The sequence below is a fragment of the Salipaludibacillus keqinensis genome (assembly GCF_003226325.1).
Classification (GTDB): Bacteria; Bacillota; Bacilli; order Bacillales; family Salisediminibacteriaceae; genus Salipaludibacillus; species Salipaludibacillus keqinensis.
Window position 1 is genome coordinate 121950 of record NZ_PDOD01000004.1, and the last position, 16714, is coordinate 138663.

Below are 16714 nucleotides of genomic sequence, written 5' to 3' on the forward strand. Positions count from 1 at the left end.
AACAACATGATGAAAGAAAAACTCCCTTTACTAATATCAGTCCCTCACGGTGGAACGGTGATCCCGCCTGAAATTCAAACTGCTTGTTTGTTGAATGAGAAGGATATTGTGCTAGATGGTGATACGTGGACGAAAACATTGTATGATTTCAAAGATCTTGTTGAAGAGTATCATGAAATGGATATAGCGAGGATTGCCGTTGATCTCAATCGTCACCAACACGATCTTCCGCCAGAAAATGCCGATGGCGTGGTGAAAACATCGACGGTAGATGGAGAGAAAGTGTGGGAGACGCCAGGTGGCCTCAGTGAATTGGAACGGGAGAAGTTGATTCAAACGTATTATCTCCCCTACCATCACGCCCTTGAAAAAGCGGCAGATAATCCTCAGGTGAAACTGGCAATGGACTGTCATACAATGCTGGATTACGGACCAAGTCCTACTGCAACCGGATGGGAGTATCGTCCGCTATTTTGCATTGGGAATCGTGGGACGGTTACAGGTGGTCAAGGCGAAGAAACGTTAACGGCTAGCCCTGAAGTGATGACGAGACTGAGAGAATTGTTGGAAAAAGAATTTGAAAGTTTTCGAGAAGACGCAGGGATTAGGGAACTAGTGACGATGAACACCCCTTTTAAAGGTGGGTATATTACTCGTCATCACGGCAATCTCGGTAAATTGCCATGGATACAGCTAGAAATTAATCGCAAGTTATACCTGCCGGAGCCGTCGCTGATTACGGTTCAGCCGAGTGACTTGGATAGGTTAAAGTTACAAGAGTTCAGAGATCGTTTGTATCATGTTTTTTCAGAGCTCGTTAAAGATATTTCTCCATTCCGAGGAAAAGAAGCTCTATAAATGACCCAACCTGCAAAAGCTAACTGCTTTTGCAGGCATTTTTCGTGTGGTTTAGTAAGTTAGCGACGAACAGAAGTAGAGGCGAAGCTGAACGTCGCTAACATAGTGTGAAATGACCACCTCTGCTAATAACGAACTCCCTTAACCAAAAGAAACCAATCAAAAAATCTTGTCCTCCTTTCCTACCTGCACCCTCACTTACATGACCTATCTATAGACTCTCAATACGTATCCGCCACACCCACATTGATCAATATACTTGATCTCGACTGTGTCACTGAATTTTTCATGGATATGATCACTTAAATAGTTTTCAGGATGACCGAAGACATCTGGAGTTACGAGATTGACGTAACATCCCTTTGCCGTTTCCTCGATTGCTTCAATACTATGTTTCAAAACCAAGTCACGATCTTCCGAATATTCCCCGTGTTCCAAACTTGCTGACCAACTTTTTGTTTCCATATATAATCGCCTCCCAAAAAATGATATATGTTAATAATAAAAGGCTCAACCGTTGCTGTCAGTGATCTAGATCCATATTGTATACGTTTTTCCTACAGCGAAAGTGTTTACAGAATCGCCCTCTTGCCGTTACAATGGAGACAACAATATGATAACCGTGTTCGCACTAGGGGTGCTATAAGCTGAGAGACAGGTGAAATTCCTGTTAACCCTTTGAACCCGAACTAGATAATACTAGCGTGGGGAAGTGCAGGTAAGCAACATGTAGCCTGAGTTTATTTAGTATACCTACATGAAACTTCACTGCATCTTCCTAATGGGAGGTGCAGTTTTTTATTTTCAAATCATTAGGGGAGCATCCCCCTGAGTTTTAAAACCCTTTTAGGCGATTCACTGGTGAACATATTGATTTCTAACAATGAAAGAGGAGGATTCAACATGCAAGGTTTAAGCTGTGGAACAAGTCGAATAGTCGGGTGCCGATTCTCGGTCTACCCAATGACGGACAATTTTGTGGAAGTAATTAAAGGAGCTTTGGAAGAGGTGGACTCATCGAAAGTGTGGCAACAGACAGATGATGTGAGTACGCTTATTCGTGGTCGAAGTGAGCATGTGTTTGACGTAGCGAAAGCGATTTTCGTTCACGCTGCGAAAACAGGCGTCCATGTCGTATTTAACGGCACCTTTTCCATTGGTTGCCCTGGAGATTCAGATGCCGATACGTATATGTCAGAAGACGATGTCCGGTTGAATGAACAAAGCTCGCAAAAGGAGCAAGTAGAGGTCGCTTCTCAATTTGCCCTTTATCCACTGAATAATCCAGACTACATGCAAATCATTGCTGATCAAAAGGAAGTAGCCGAAAAACATGGTACGTTCACAAAAGGCGTTCACTATGCTTCTCGATTAGATGGAGATGCCAACGACGTGTTTAAAACGCTAGAAGAAGCGTTCGTCAATACATCGAAAACAAAGGATCAAAGTCATGTGACGATGACGGCGGCGATTTCTGCTAACAGCCCGTCGAAAAAAGATAAGTAGGGAGCGAACGCAATCATGATGAAGCAATGGAAATTGAAAGAAATCGTGTTAATGTCCATCTTTGGTGTCGTTTTCGCTGTGATCTACTTGCTGTTCTATTTTTTCGGACAGGGGTTAAGAAATTTCCTTACACCATTCGGGTTAGCTCCCTTTGGCTATGAAATCATCTTCGGCATATGGTTTATCGTTTCGATCATTGCTGCATACGTGATTCGAAAAGCAGGGGCCGCTTTTTGGTCTGAACTCATCGCAGGAACCGTTCAAGTACTGATCGGAAGTCCAGCCGGTCCTCAGTTGATTATCTCGGCAGCGATTCAAGGGCTAGGAGCAGAAGCAGTATTCCTAGCGACGAGATATCGGAATTTCTCGTTGTATGTTCTCGTCTTGGCAGGCATGTCAGCGGCAGTCTTCAGTTATGCGTGGGGCTGGTTTCAATCAGGGCTTGCTGCATTAACTCCAGGGTTAATTATCGCCACGTTCTCTGTCCGAGTGATTAGTGGAGCTCTGTTAGCTGGTTTGCTCGGTAAATATATCAGTGATCAATTAGCTCAAACAGGAGTTTTACGCGGATACGCCTTAGGAAAGGAGTGGCAGGAAAAACGTGAAAAATCAGCATCTTAACCAAGGTGATATGAAACGTTCGAATCTGACGCCACTCATTCGTGTAGAGAATCTTTCGTTTGACTACGATAAAAAAGGACCTTCGCTAATTCACAATATAAGCTTCTCTCTAAACGAAGGGGAAGTAACTTTGTTAATGGGAGCGAGCGGTTCAGGGAAAAGTACTGTGTCGCTTTGTCTCAACGGCCTTTACCCTGAAGCGGTGGAAGGCTACTCAGAAGGAAACATCTACTTTCGCGGTCAAGAAATTAGCCAGTTTGAAAAAGGCGAATTGAATCAACAAATCGGTATTGTTTTTCAAGACCCTGAAAGTCAGTTTTGTATGGTGACTGTAGAGAACGAACTGGCTTTTACGATGGAGAATATCCAAACACCGAGAGAAGAGATGGCTTCTAAAATGGATGATGTCCTTGAAGCAGTTGGTTTAACGGACTTAAAGGAACGGCCCATTCACGAGCTTTCAGGTGGCCAAAAGCAGAAGGTGGCTCTAGCGTCAGTTCTGTTGCTGGAGCCTGAGCTTCTTATCCTAGATGAGCCAACAGCCAATCTCGATCCTGTGTCCAGCCTGGAGTTTGTTGAACTAGTTAATCAGCTGCAAAAAGACAGAGGCATGGCGGTGTTCATTATTGAGCATCAGTTAGATGACTGGATTTCTTTTACTGATCGTGTATTAGCTCTTAGTCGAGAGGGGGAGCTGTTTGCTGATGGCTCTCCCGACCACGTATTTCAAAAATACGAAAAGAGACTTGTGTCTGAAGGAGTTCATTTACCAAAAGATATTCAGTCATCATCTCTTCACCCAGCGACAAGAACCACAGATGACCTCGGTGGAGAAACGGTTTCTATTCAGAATCTCGATTTTAAACGAAAGAAAAAGACCATCTTATCAGAAGTGAATTTCTCCCTCTATCAAAAGGAATTTGTGGCGATCGTCGGTGAAAATGGGGCGGGGAAATCCACCCTACTTCAGGTGATGGCAGGAATCCTTACGCCGAATAAGGGAAATATTACATTTCTCAATCAACCGTTGAAGCAGTGGGGAGAGCAAAGCCTCCGCCAAAAAATGGGGTTCGTATTTCAAAATCCAGAACATCAATTTATCACGGATACGGTTTATGACGAGTTGGCTTTCGGTATGAAACTGAACGGGACTCCCGAACAAGAGATGAAGGAAAAGATCGATGAATTGTTAAGACATTTTCAACTGCAAAATCATTTATGGAGCAACCCCTTTTCATTAAGCGGCGGGCAAAAGAGACGTTTAAGTGTAGCGACCATGCTTGATGAAACACCTGAACTGTTGTTATTTGATGAGCCGACGTTCGGTCAAGATGCGAAAACGACAGAAGAGCTGATGAGCATGGTGCTTGAGTTGAAGAACAAGGGAACAACGATTGTGTTTGTCACCCATGACATGGATCTCGTTGATCAGTATTGTGAAAGAACATTTGTGCTAAACAAAGGAAAGGTTGCTTTTCAAGGAAGCCCGGACGAGTTATGGAAAAAGGAAGAAGTACTTGTCGAAGCTCGATTAAGGCTGCCATATCGAATTCGTAAGCAGCGTACTGAAGCAGGTGAAGTCTATGATCTCGTCCGTTAATCCAGCATTGAAAATGGTCGCTATTCTGATTCCTGGAGTGCTATTGAGCTTTAGTTTCGATATTTTCACTCCGCTAGCGTATCTTATCTTTGTTGTTGCTTTTACATTCATGTTTAGTAATATCCCAGTGAAAAAATGGCTGCTTGTTTTTACTCCGTTTGTGTTTTTAGCACTAGGTTTTGCTTGGATGACGATGCTCTACACCAGTGAGGGTTTCTCGGGAGGGAGCGTTCTGTTTGAATTTTGGTGGTTTGAAGTGACTACAGGGGGATTGATGGTTGGGATCAGTCTAGCCCTTCGTTCTCTCTGTTTTGTTGCCTTGTCGCTCATGTTTATATTAACGACGGATTCGACGAAATTTATGCTCAGTCTCATGCAGCAATTCAAGCTGCCACCTAAACTTACTTTCGGTATTCTTGCTGGTTACCGTTTCTTACCAACGTTCAAGCATGAATTTGAAGTCCTTCGGCAAGCACACCGAATTCGAGGGATAGGTCGTGCGAAAGGGGTGAAGGGACGTATAGAACAATTCCGCCGCTACGCGATACCCTTGATGGCAAATGCGATACGGAAAGCAGAGCGTGTGGCGATTGCAATGGAATCGAAAGGCTTTACTGGAGAAACCGATCGCACTCATTACCATCACATGACGATTGGAAAAAAAGATTGGGCGTTTTTTGCGAGTATAGTCGGCACATTTTTCATTGTGATCATTACTTCTTATCAATTAGGTTATTTAAATATTTTTGGTCGGCAATTTTAAATTTTAAGGCGCATGGGATGAGAGTATTCCATGCGTTTTTTTGTGCGAAAAAATTCGTTGAAGCGAAGCTCATGTACTAGGAGATGGTGAAAGCGGCGACAATGGTTAGTCGGGAGCGGTACCAACAAAGTTACTAGCAGAAATTTATCGGTAGAAAAACGAGTGAGGAGCGAGAAAAAGTGCTGATAAAAGGGTTTATCGGTAGAAAAACGAGAAAAAAGAGAGAAAATCAGCCGAAATAGAGTTTATCGATAAAAGATCAGGATTAAGAGGTCATCAAACATTAATAATTTTTGAAATCACCCCTAAAAACAATCAAATCATAAATATAAAAAAGGTATTGGCCGCGTTAGGTAGCCAATACCTTTTGATTAGAATTAATATGTGATCGGTGAACCAGGTCCAAGGTCGATACCTAGTACCATCCAGATGATCAGCATGATCGTCCATGCGATTGTAAATACAATCGTGTAAGGGAACATAACAGAAATTAGCGTACCAATTCCCATCTTTTTATCATACTTTTGTGCAAAGGCAATAATGATCGCAAAATACGTCATCAACGGTGTGATAATGTTCGTAGTTGAATCAGCAATACGATAAGCCATTTGCGTCATTTCAGGTGAATACCCTAATTGCATCATAATCGGTACGAATACTGGAGCCATCATCGCCCACTTCGCAGACGCACTTCCGATAAATAAGTTGATGAAACCAGCTACGACGATAAATCCGAGAATCAATGGAATACCTGTTAGATTGGCAGCTTCTAATGCTTCTGCACCATAAACACCTAGCACAAGTCCCATGTTCGTTTCAGCGAAATAAGCGACGAACTGACCCGCAGTAAAGGCAAGGACGATGAACATCCCCATGGCAGCCATTGTATCAGATAGTTGATTGGCCACATCCTTGTCATTCTTAATATTCTTCGTTGCGATTCCGTAGAACAGACCTGGAATAAAGAAGAGAATCGCAATGATAGGAACAAGTGAGTCCATGAATGGTGATTGAATAATACCGCCGTCTTCCGCTCGTAATGGACCATTTGCAGGAAGAACCGTTAATGCGAATAAAGTCAATCCGACGAACAAGGAAACGCCAGCCCAGATAAGGCCTTTCTTCTCAATAGGATCAAGACCTTTTAGATCTTCTCGGTATTCTCCTTTATATTCTCCAAGGCGTGGTTCAACAATTTTCTCTGTGACCCATGCACCAACAAACGTTAATAAAAATACGGAAACAATAATAAAGTAATAGTTCATCGCAATGTTCATACCATCAGCGTAAGCAGGATCAATAATGGCAGCAGCGGCGATAGTTAATTCACCGAGCAAAGGATCCGTAGCTGATAAGAATAAGTTGGCACTGAACCCAGCGGATACTCCTGCGAAGGCAGCAGCAAGACCGGCTAATGGATGGCGCCCGATTGCAGCAAATATAACCGCACCCAATGGAGGTAATACAACATACCCAGCATCAGACGCAACACTTGACATGATCCCGGCAAAAACAAGTCCACCAGTGATCAAACGTTGAGGAACAGATAGAACAAATCCTCGAAGGCAAGCACTAATCAGACCTGTTCGTTCAGCAAGTCCAATCCCTAGCATTGTTGCAAGGACAACTCCTAATGGAGCAAATCCAATGAAGTTATCTACCATACTGGAGAAAACATACTGAATCCCTTCAGCATTTAACAGATTTGTAACTTCAACCATTTCCCCTTCTTCACCAGGGTGCTCCACACTGATTCCTAAGTTAGCTACTACAGCGGATAACCCGATAACAAGAAGCGCTAATATAGCGAAAAGTGTAACAGGATGAGGAAGTTTGTTTCCGACATATTCTACCATGTCGAGGAATCGTTGAAACAAACCTTTACGTTTTGCACTCAATTAAAAAACCCCTTTTCTAGATGCAACAAAAAAACAAAAATTCAGATTTTTCCAATCAGAGTTTTTAATTACATCATAATAAAATACTTGTCCTCAGTATAAATGGATGTGAATAAAATTTGAACACGTTTTCAAAAAGTGGGAATAATGTAATAGTTCAGGCAATTTGCTATAGTGAAATAATTAAATGTTTTTTAGTGCAGTGAGAGGAAGAAGAAAGCCTGTCTGTGAGAGTCTTCTTTCCTCTTCCAAAACAAAAAAAGAAACCCTCTCATGTGAAAAGGTTTCCCTAAATTTAACTATTTCTTTTTCAAATGGTCATCATGATTAGTTATATGAACTTCAGCTAATTTTCGCTTCTTGTTTAATTTGAACCAAAAATATGTTCCGAAAATGAGACTGCCGAAAAAAAAGAAAAACAAAAATAACGAGTCTGTGGCTACTTCCCAAAGCATAAGCGCTCATTCCTTTCCAGTTATGAAGGGTTCATCGGCGAGAAGTCTTCTTCATCCTCGTAGTGATCTTCTTGACGTTCTTCATAAAGGAATACCACTGGACAAAATCGGGTGATTCCTTCAGCTACTTTCATCGAGCCGATGATGACTGAAAGCATAGGGATGCTTTTTAGTGAACGTCTCACAAGTGTCGCTGTTCCCCAGCTTAATAATGTAAATCCCAGTGTAATTCTAATCAAAGCATTCAATGTCCCAATATTTGGTCTAAGCATTTGTTGCCTCCTTGAATTTTTTTTGGAAAATATGACGATATCTTTAGCCCTGTGAAGGGTAAATATGTTAAGATTATGAAAACGGTTTCTTCGTTGGTGTTAGTGACATTTCTGAAGACCCGTTTTATTAAATAGTATTCTATGTGAAGAACTCAACATAAAAAATAAACGTAAGTTTTGAATAGGTGATTAAAATGGTAAAAGGATTTTCTCATTATTGGACAAAAAAACAAATACGAGAGCAGCAAGCGGTTATTCAAGGCAAAATAGCCCCTACAATGGTCGTGAAAAATGCCACGTATTTGAATAGCTTCCGCAAATGCTGGACGGAGGGGAATATTTGGATTCACCACGATCGTATCGTTTATGTGGGACAAGAGATGCCCTCTCAGCAAACTCAAACGGAAATTGTTGACGCTGAAAGTCAATATGTCGTGCCAGGCTACATTGAACACCATGCGCATCCGTTTCAGTTATATCATCCCCTGACGCTTGCAAAGTATGCATCCGAACGAGGAACAACGACACTGATTAACGATAACATGCCCTTCTTTTTACATTTAGATAAAAAGAAAGCGCTTACTTTATTAAATGATCTTCAACAGACACCAGCTACGATGCTATGGTGGGCTAGATTTGACGGTCAAACAGAATTGAAAAATGGAAATGATGTATTTGCAGACTCAACCATGAAAGCTTGGCTCGATCATCCATATGTCGTTCAAGGCGGTGAGTTGACAGACTGGCCCCGTGTTCTTCAAGGAGATGATCATATGCTCCATTGGATGCTTGAGACGAAAGATGTTCGCAAGCCCATTGAAGGTCACCTCCCTGGTGCAGGGGAGAAAACGTTGGCTCAGATGATGCTGATGGGTGTGGATGGGGATCATGAGTCCATGAGTGGCGAAGATGTATTGAAACGTCTCGATGCTGGAATGACTACGTCGTTGCGATATTCATCTATACGGCCGGATTTGCCGAAAATTTTAAGAGAATTACATGAAGAAGAGTTCGGGAACTATGACCGTCTATTAATGACCACAGATGGTTCGCCGCCCCATTTTATGAAAAAAGGGTTTATGGAACACTTAATTCAGTTGGCTATGGATGAAGGAGTGCCACTGATCGATGCGATTCATATGTGTACGGTCAATGTGGCAACGCATTATCACATGGATGATGTGATTGGAATGATTGCTCCAGGAAGATTGGCGAATCTCAATTTTTTAAGAAGTAAAGAAGATCCATTCCCGACAGATGTGCTCGCTAAAGGAACTTGGGTTCGCCGCGAGAATCGGCCGTGCTTTCCAGAGACGTCCTTTGACTGGGAAAACTATGGCTTTACTCCTTTGGAATTAAACTGGGAGCTAACACGCAATGACTTCCAATTTTCTATGCCGTTAGGTCTCGAAATGGTAAACGAAGTCATATTAAAACCGTATCAAATCAATCGTGATTTAACTTGTGAAGAACTTTCAGAAGACATAGATGAATCGTTTATGATGCTTATCGATCGAAATGGAAAATGGCAAGTGTCTACGCTTCTTAAAGGTTTTGCGAAAGGTATTTACGGTTTTGCCAGCTCCTATTCCAGTACAGGCGACATCATCTTAATTGGAAAAAGTAAACAAGGACTACTAGACGCCTTCAAGCAATTGAAAAAACAAAAGGGAGGAATTGTTCTGTTGGATCGCGAAGAAGTGGTTGCATCGGTTCAATTACCAATCGCTGGATTGTTTTCTTCGCTAACGATCGATAATGGGTTAATTGACGAGGAAGAAAGACTAAGAGAGGCGTTAGAAGATCGAGGATACCGTTTTGGTGACCCTATTTACAGCTTGCTCTTTTTCTCTTCCACTCATTTACCATTCGTTCGAATTACGCAAAAAGGCATCTTTGATGTGAAAAAGAAAAGGGTACTCTTTCCTTCGATTATGCGTTAAACTATAAAAGTGAACAGGTATGAAAGGTTGATCATTTAGATGAAGTGGCATAACAAAATAACATTCGTTACTATCTCTTTTCTTATGATTGCGCTTTCGGCGTGTGATGGGAACGAAGAAGCAGCAGACGATGAAACAAATAATGAAGCAAATGAAGCAATAGAGCAGGTGGAAGATTCGCCTGAGTCTGATCCTGAGTCAGAGGTCGCTTACACTTATCCATTAACAGGAATCGAAGCGGATAAAGAAATGGATCATCGTGCCTTTGGAGTCATGATCGAAAATTCTATTTCTGCTCGACCTCAAACAGGGTTATATCAAGCTGATGTGGTCTATGAAGTTTTATCAGAAGGACAAATTACACGGTTATTGGCATTTTATCACAGTGAACAGCCAGAAAGAATTGGACCTGTGCGCAGTGCCAGAGACTATTACATTTTTTTGAACAATGGCTATGACGCTATGTATGCATCAGCAGGTGGCAGCCCTGGAGCTTTCGACCTGATCGAAAGCGGAGAAGTGGATTACATAAGCGGATTGGATTTCGATGGTCGTTTCTTCAGTCGAGCAAGTGATCGCTTGGCGCCCCATAATATGTATACGGCGTACGACGATTTAGTTGAAGCGGCAGACTATCTCAATCTGGAAAGGGACGACCGCAAGCCACCGGAGTTACCTTTTTCTGATGAGGTGGAGTTAACTTCTGCTGAAGCTCAGGTGGTGGATATTAATTACAGCAGTTCGACGAACAACGTCCGCTTTGACTATGATGAGACTATTGGGGGGTACATTCGATCTGTTGGCGGCGATCGAATGTACGATTTCGTAACGGACGATCCTGTAGCCCCGAAAAACTTGTTTATAGTAGAAGCCAACCATCAAGTCATTGATGATCAAGGACGACGGGACATTGACATTGAGTCAGGTGGAAAAGCATACTTGATTCATGAAGGTGTCATGATTGAAGCTGAATGGGAAAACGTCGATGGTGTCCTTTTACCTTTTAAAAACGGTGAACCGTTGGAGTTTGTACCAGGACAGACGTGGATTAATTTAGTTGAATCACTAGAGAGCGATGTCTCTTTCAGTGAGGACCACAATTAGAGAGGATGTATGCACAGTATGCAAATCGATAAATTACGTGGGAAAGAATTAGATCAGCTTTTTAAAGCGATATTAAGTTTAAAAGATGTGGAAGAGTGCTACACATTCTTCGATGACCTGTGCACGATGAACGAAATTCAGTCGTTAGCTCAACGCTTGGAAGTGGCTCGCATGCTCATGGACGGCGACACCTATCAGCGGATCGAGAAGGACACTGGTGCCAGCACCGCAACGATTTCCCGTGTGAAACGCTGCATTAACTACGGAAATGACGGATATAAGTTCACGTTAGACCGTGTTCACGAAAAATAAAGCTGAATTGTTGGAGACCTGGCCGCGGCCAGGTCTTTTTTTGGTTGGTGTTTTGCGAGAAAAGGGGTGCTATAAGCGAAAACTGAGGTTCTATCAGCGGACCGAATGTATGTCGATTTGGTGAAATGATAAGAGCGTCCTAATCGCTATGCACAAATTTCGTTAGTCTATGCTGAAACTCACCCGGTCTATGCAGAAATTCCGCTATTCTATGCTGAAATCTCCCTCATATATGATGAAATAACAATTACAAATGATTGATCATCGAGTCTCCCACCGATTTTTGATATACTATTCCTCAGACAATAAATGCAATAAATGATTGGAGATAGAATGATGAAGGCGTACCATGAATGGAGACATGTGTTTAAGCTTGATCCGAACAAAAACATTTCCGACGAGGCACTAGAACAGGTTTGCGAATCGGGGACAGATGCGATTATCGTTGGAGGAAGCGATGGAGTAACAGAAGACAATACGTTGGACTTACTAATGAGGGTGCGGCGTTACAGCGTTTCGTGCGTATTAGAAGTGAGTAACCTGCATTCCGTCGTGCCAGGATTTGATTACTTTTTAATTCCATCTGTTCTAAATACACGCCATACTACGTGGTTAAATGGGCTTCATCACCGTGCCTTGAAAGAGTTTGGACATATGATGAACTTTGAAGAGGTACTCGCGGAAGGGTATTGTGTACTGAATCCTGAGTCGAAAGTGGCTCAAGTCACTGATGCAGATACAGAACTGGATGAAGATGATATCGTTGCTTATGCCCGCATGACCGATCAACTTTTTCACATGCCGATTTTTTATTTGGAATACAGCGGAATGTATGGTTCACCTGCGATCGTAAAGGAAGTGAGCCGTATTCTAGAGCAATCTCAACTGTTTTATGGCGGAGGGATTGAGACGACTGAACAGGCAGAGGAAATGGCGGAACACGCAGACACGATTGTTGTTGGGAACGTGATTTACGACGATCTGAAAACAGCGCTGAAAACCGTTCACTCCGTAAAAAAATAGTGTACAAGCCTCGAAAAAACGAGTAAAATAATAGGAAAATAGAACGTACGTTTGGATGGTGGTATTATGAGAAATGAATTACTTGAGGGGCTTAACCCCGAACAACAAGAAGCTGTGAAGCATGGAGAAGGGCCACTCCTCATTATGGCCGGAGCAGGAAGTGGGAAGACGAGGGTGCTTACTCATCGTATTGCTTATTTAATCGGTGAAAAAGAAGTTCCGCACTGGTCTATTCTTGCCATTACATTTACAAACAAGGCAGCTAGAGAAATGAAAGATCGTGTTGCGCGAATTATTGGTGGGGACGCGGAATCAATGTGGATTTCCACGTTTCACTCCATGTGTGTAAGAATACTGCGCCGTGACATCGATCGCATTGGATTTAATCGGAACTTCACAATTCTCGATTCCACCGATCAAAAAACGGTGATCAAGCGTCTTGTAAAAGAGATGAATATTGACCCGAAAAAGTTTGATCCGAGAACGATCCTAGGATCGATTAGTTCGGCGAAAAACGAACTGAAAACACCGGCAGACTTTGCGAAAACGACGAATAGTTACTATGAGGAAACCGTCCACAAAGTATACGAAGCGTACCAAAAAGAATTGAAGAAAAACCAAGCGCTAGATTTTGACGATTTGATTATGACGACGATCAAGCTTTTTAAACAAGTACCTGAAGTGCTGGAATATTACCAGCGCAGATTTCGTTATGTCATGGTAGATGAGTATCAAGATACGAACCGGGCACAATATGTACTAGTTAATATGATGGCTGACCGCCACAAAAACATTTGTGTTGTCGGCGACTCCGATCAGTCCATTTACCGGTGGCGCGGGGCGGATATTCAGAACATCATGTCCTTTGAGAAGGACTACAAAAACGCCACCGTCGTGATGCTTGAGCAAAACTACCGATCAACAAAACGAATTCTTGAAGCAGCTAATAAAGTGATCGACAAAAACACTGGACGTAAGCCGAAAAATTTATGGACAGAAAACATTGATGGCGAAAAATTAAGCTACTATGAAGCGGATAATGAGCACGATGAAGCTCAGTTTGTAGTAGGGCAAATTAAAGAACATATGAATAGTGGAAAATATAGTGCAACAGATATTGCTGTTTTGTATCGAACCAATGCTCAATCCCGTGTCATTGAGGAATTGTTTGTAAAGTCCAATTTATCGTATACCATTGTTGGGGGCACCAAGTTCTATGACAGAAAAGAAATAAAAGACTTACTTGCATACTTAAGACTTGTGGCAAACCCAGATGATGACATTAGTTTTCGTCGAATCATTAATGTACCGAAGCGAGGAATCGGTAATACAACGCTAGATAAAATTCAAGCCTACGCGAATCATCATGATTTGTCGTTGTTCCAGACGGTCCAAGAAATTGACCAAATTGGATTAAGTGCCAGATTTACGAAAACGTTAAGAGAATTCGCAGGACAACTTCGTGGATGGGTTGAGATGCAAGAATATTTACCTGTTATGGAACTTGTTGAAGAATTGTTAGAAAAAACAGGCTATCGTGACATGTTGAAAAATGATAAAAGCCTTGAAGCAGAAGGACGATTAGAGAACATTAATGAATTTCTAACAGTAGCTAAAGAGTTCGAAGATGTAAACGAGGACAAAACTCTCGTGGCATTCTTGACGGACTTAGCACTGATTGCTGATATTGATAAAGTTGAAGATGACGAGGAAGCAGAGGAGAAAATCCTCCTTATGACCCTTCACTCAGCTAAGGGTCTTGAATTTCCAGTCGTATTTCTCATTGGCTTAGAAGAAGGAGTCTTTCCTCACAGCCGTTCTTTAATGGAAGAAGTGGAAATGGAAGAGGAGCGACGGCTAGCTTATGTTGGGATTACGAGAGCGGAACAGCGTCTCTACATGAGTCGGGCCAGAATGCGGACGTTATATGGTCGAACAAACATGAACCCTCCTTCTCGCTTCTTAAACGAAGTGCCGCAAGAATTATTGGAAAACGTTCAAGGAGATAAAGCAGAAGCTACCCCTCCATGGATGCAAACTTCAAGATCAGGGGGAGGCCCGTCGCAAACAGCTTCATCAAACCGGAGTATGTCTGCACCGCGTCGAAAGGCAGTGGAACGCCCCCAATCTACAAAAACTGAAGGAGCTAGCTTCGATTGGGCGGTTGGAGATAAAGCTTCTCATAAAAAATGGGGAACAGGAACGGTTGTGAGTTTGAAGGGGAGCGGCGAAAATGTTGAATTGGATATTGCTTTCCCTCAAGTGGGAGTGAAACGATTAGCAGCTAAATTTGCACCGATTACGAAAGGGTAAGGTGGAACGTGTATGTCAAATGAACAAGTGAAATCGAGGATAGATCAATTAACCGACCAATTAAATGATTACGCTCATCATTATTATGTCTTGGATCAGCCAAAGGTTTCTGATGCAGAATACGATCAGCTTCTTCGCGATCTTATAGATTTGGAGAAGAATCATCCGAATTTAAAGCGAGAGGACTCTCCAAGTGAGCGAATTGGTGGAGAGCCGTTAGATCACTTTCGTAAAGTTCAGCATGACGTTCCCATGCTTAGCCTCTCTAACGCTTTTGATTCTGGAGAACTTCGTGATTTTGACCGAAGAGTCCAGCAAGGGCTAGGTCATGAAACTTCTTATAGTTGCGAATTGAAAATCGATGGATTGGCGGTAACGTTAAAATATGAGTCCGGGCGATTTATTCAAGGTGCAACGAGAGGGGATGGAACGACAGGTGAAGATATTACAAAGAACTTGAAAACCATTGCTTCCATACCGTTAAAGCTGAAAGAACCAGTCGATATCGAAGTTCGAGGAGAAGCCTTTATGCCGAAAAGCTCGTTTAATCGGCTGAATAAAGCGAAAGAGGCAAACGAGGAAGCGTTATTTGCAAACCCGAGGAATGCGGCAGCGGGTTCATTGCGCCAACTTGATCCAAAAATTGCGGCGAAACGCCATTTAGATGTTTTTATTTACTCCGTTGGAAAATTGACTGAAAAACAACTAGATTCTCACCAAGAATCTCTCACATACGTCAGTGAACTGGGATTTAAAATTAATGATCAAGCGAAGCACTGTAACAATATAGAAGAGGTCGTTGAGTTTTGCGAAGGCTGGCTTGAAAAACGAGCGGATCTCTCATACGAAATTGACGGGATCGTGATCAAAGTAGACAGCTTAAAAGATCAACAAGCTCTTGGTTTCACAGCGAAAAGCCCTCGGTGGGCAACAGCATTTAAGTTTCCGGCAGAAGAAGTCGTCACTACATTAAGAGATATTGTGTTAAGTGTGGGACGAACAGGTGTCGTGACCCCGACGGCTATCCTTGATCCTATTTCAGTAGCGGGGACAACTGTTCAGCGGGCATCTCTTCACAATGAAGATTTAATTCGTGAACAAGATGTGAAGATCGGCGACAAAGTCACAATAAAAAAAGCTGGAGACATCATCCCAAAAGTAGTAAATGTCCTCTCGGATCAACGCACAGGAGAAGAGAAAGACTTTCACATGCCTACAGAGTGTCCTGAATGTGAAAGCGAATTGGTTCGGATTGAAGGAGAAGTGGCTTTGCGCTGCGTGAACCCAAAATGTCCTGCTCAAATTCGTGAAGGATTGATCCATTTCGTTTCTCGCAACGCGATGAATATAGACGGCTTAGGTGAGCGTGTTATTACGCAGCTTTTTGAACACGAACTAGTAGAAGATGTGGCCGATATTTATCGCCTTAAGCGTGAAGAACTGGTGAAACTGGAGCGCATGGGTGAAAAGTCCGTCGACAACTTGTTAAAGGCTATTGAAGTGACGAAAAACAATTCACTGGAAAAACTCTTATTCGGACTAGGTATTCGTTTTGTCGGTTCTAAAGCTGCCAAGACATTAGCGATGAATTTTGAAACGATGGATGCTCTGCAACGTGCGTCCGTTGAAGAATTGGAAGCTGTAGATGAAATCGGTACAAAAATGGCCGATGCAATTGTAACTTACTTTGAAAAAGAGGAAGTGCAGGAATTGCTAGCTGAACTGAACGAATTAGGTATCAATATGATCTATAAAGGACCGAAGCTTCAAACGGCGCAAGAGTCAGACTCTGTTTTTGCAGGAAAAACAATTGTGCTAACGGGATCGATGGAACAAATGTCTCGTAAGGATGCGAAGGAAGAAATTGAAGCAAAGGGCGGCAAAGTGACAGGGAGTGTGACAACTAATACCGACCTCTTGATTGCTGGAGAAAAAGCAGGGTCCAAACTGAAAAAAGCAAAAGAACTGAACATTGAAGTTTGGGATGAAGCCCGATTTGTCGAGGAACTAGGCTAAATTTCACAGTTAAAATCATGAGTAAGGTTA

The 16714-nt window shown here is 42.4% G+C and carries 14 protein-coding genes and 1 riboswitch; of the genes, 11 read left to right on the forward strand and 3 right to left on the reverse strand.

Annotated elements, in window-relative coordinates:
• The first annotated feature begins 6 nt into the window (after positions 1–6).
• Positions 7–858, forward strand: coding sequence for an N-formylglutamate amidohydrolase (locus tag CR194_RS15540; protein WP_233254391.1), 852 nt, complete (start codon positions 7–9; stop codon positions 856–858).
• Between the two features lie 207 nt (positions 859–1065).
• On the opposite strand, the gene CR194_RS15545 is transcribed toward CR194_RS15540, so the two are convergent.
• Positions 1066–1323 carry a CGCGG family putative rSAM-modified RiPP protein gene (locus CR194_RS15545; RefSeq protein WP_110610706.1) on the reverse strand — a complete coding sequence of 86 codons (258 nt, stop codon included), beginning with the start codon at positions 1321–1323 and terminating at the stop codon, positions 1066–1068.
• A gap of 158 nt (positions 1324–1481) precedes the next feature.
• Positions 1482–1586, forward strand: a riboswitch (TPP riboswitch).
• Positions 1587–1761: 175 nt separating this feature from the next.
• On the opposite strand from CR194_RS15545, the gene CR194_RS15550 reads away from it, so the two are divergent.
• The 4 genes from CR194_RS15550 to CR194_RS15565 are packed head-to-tail and all read left to right on the forward strand — an operon-like array spanning position 1762 to position 5348.
• Positions 1762–2364 carry a YkoF family thiamine/hydroxymethylpyrimidine-binding protein gene (locus tag CR194_RS15550; protein WP_110610708.1) on the forward strand — a complete coding sequence of 201 codons (603 nt, stop codon included), beginning with the start codon at positions 1762–1764 and terminating at the stop codon, positions 2362–2364.
• A 15-nt stretch (positions 2365–2379) separates the two neighbouring features.
• On the forward strand, positions 2380–2985 hold the full coding sequence (locus tag CR194_RS15555) for an ECF transporter S component (RefSeq protein WP_110610710.1): 606 nt from the start codon (positions 2380–2382) through the stop codon (positions 2983–2985).
• Positions 2966–4585, forward strand: coding sequence for an ABC transporter ATP-binding protein (locus tag CR194_RS15560; protein WP_233254392.1), 1620 nt, complete (start codon positions 2966–2968; stop codon positions 4583–4585). Before CR194_RS15555 ends, CR194_RS15560 begins: the two co-directional genes overlap by 20 nt.
• Positions 4569–5348: an energy-coupling factor transporter transmembrane component T family protein gene (locus CR194_RS15565; RefSeq protein ID WP_110610712.1), complete on the forward strand. Its 780-nt coding sequence runs from the start codon at positions 4569–4571 to the stop codon at positions 5346–5348. Before CR194_RS15560 ends, CR194_RS15565 begins: the two co-directional genes overlap by 17 nt.
• Positions 5349–5725: 377 nt before the next feature.
• On the opposite strand, the gene CR194_RS15570 is transcribed toward CR194_RS15565, so the two are convergent.
• On the reverse strand, positions 5726–7246 hold the full coding sequence (locus tag CR194_RS15570; RefSeq protein ID WP_110610714.1) for an AbgT family transporter: 1521 nt from the start codon (positions 7244–7246) through the stop codon (positions 5726–5728).
• Between the two features lie 475 nt (positions 7247–7721).
• The gene (locus CR194_RS15575) at positions 7722–7973 is read right to left on the reverse strand and encodes a YgaP family membrane protein (RefSeq protein ID WP_110610716.1); all 252 of its coding nucleotides are present in this window, start codon (positions 7971–7973) and stop codon (positions 7722–7724) included.
• 194 nt (positions 7974–8167) lie between these two features.
• On the opposite strand from CR194_RS15575, the gene CR194_RS15580 reads away from it, so the two are divergent.
• The 6 genes from CR194_RS15580 (at position 8168) to ligA (ending at position 16684) form a co-directional block, all read left to right on the forward strand.
• Positions 8168–9916, forward strand: a complete 1749-nt coding sequence (locus CR194_RS15580; protein WP_110610718.1) for an adenine deaminase C-terminal domain-containing protein — start codon at positions 8168–8170, stop codon at positions 9914–9916.
• A gap of 39 nt (positions 9917–9955) precedes the next feature.
• Positions 9956–11020, forward strand: a complete 1065-nt coding sequence (locus tag CR194_RS15585; RefSeq protein ID WP_110610720.1) for a DUF3048 domain-containing protein — start codon at positions 9956–9958, stop codon at positions 11018–11020.
• An 18-nt stretch (positions 11021–11038) separates the two neighbouring features.
• The gene (locus CR194_RS15590; protein WP_110610722.1) at positions 11039–11332 is read left to right on the forward strand and encodes a YerC/YecD family TrpR-related protein; all 294 of its coding nucleotides are present in this window, start codon (positions 11039–11041) and stop codon (positions 11330–11332) included.
• A 336-nt stretch (positions 11333–11668) separates the two neighbouring features.
• On the forward strand, positions 11669–12355 hold the full coding sequence (pcrB, locus tag CR194_RS15595; RefSeq protein WP_233254393.1) for a heptaprenylglyceryl phosphate synthase: 687 nt from the start codon (positions 11669–11671) through the stop codon (positions 12353–12355).
• 66 nt (positions 12356–12421) lie between these two features.
• Positions 12422–14668, forward strand: a complete 2247-nt coding sequence (gene pcrA / locus CR194_RS15600) for a DNA helicase PcrA (protein ID WP_110610726.1) — start codon at positions 12422–12424, stop codon at positions 14666–14668.
• A gap of 12 nt (positions 14669–14680) precedes the next feature.
• Positions 14681–16684, forward strand: coding sequence for an NAD-dependent DNA ligase LigA (gene ligA, locus CR194_RS15605; protein WP_110610728.1), 2004 nt, complete (start codon positions 14681–14683; stop codon positions 16682–16684).
• The last annotated feature ends 30 nt before the right edge of the window (positions 16685–16714 follow it).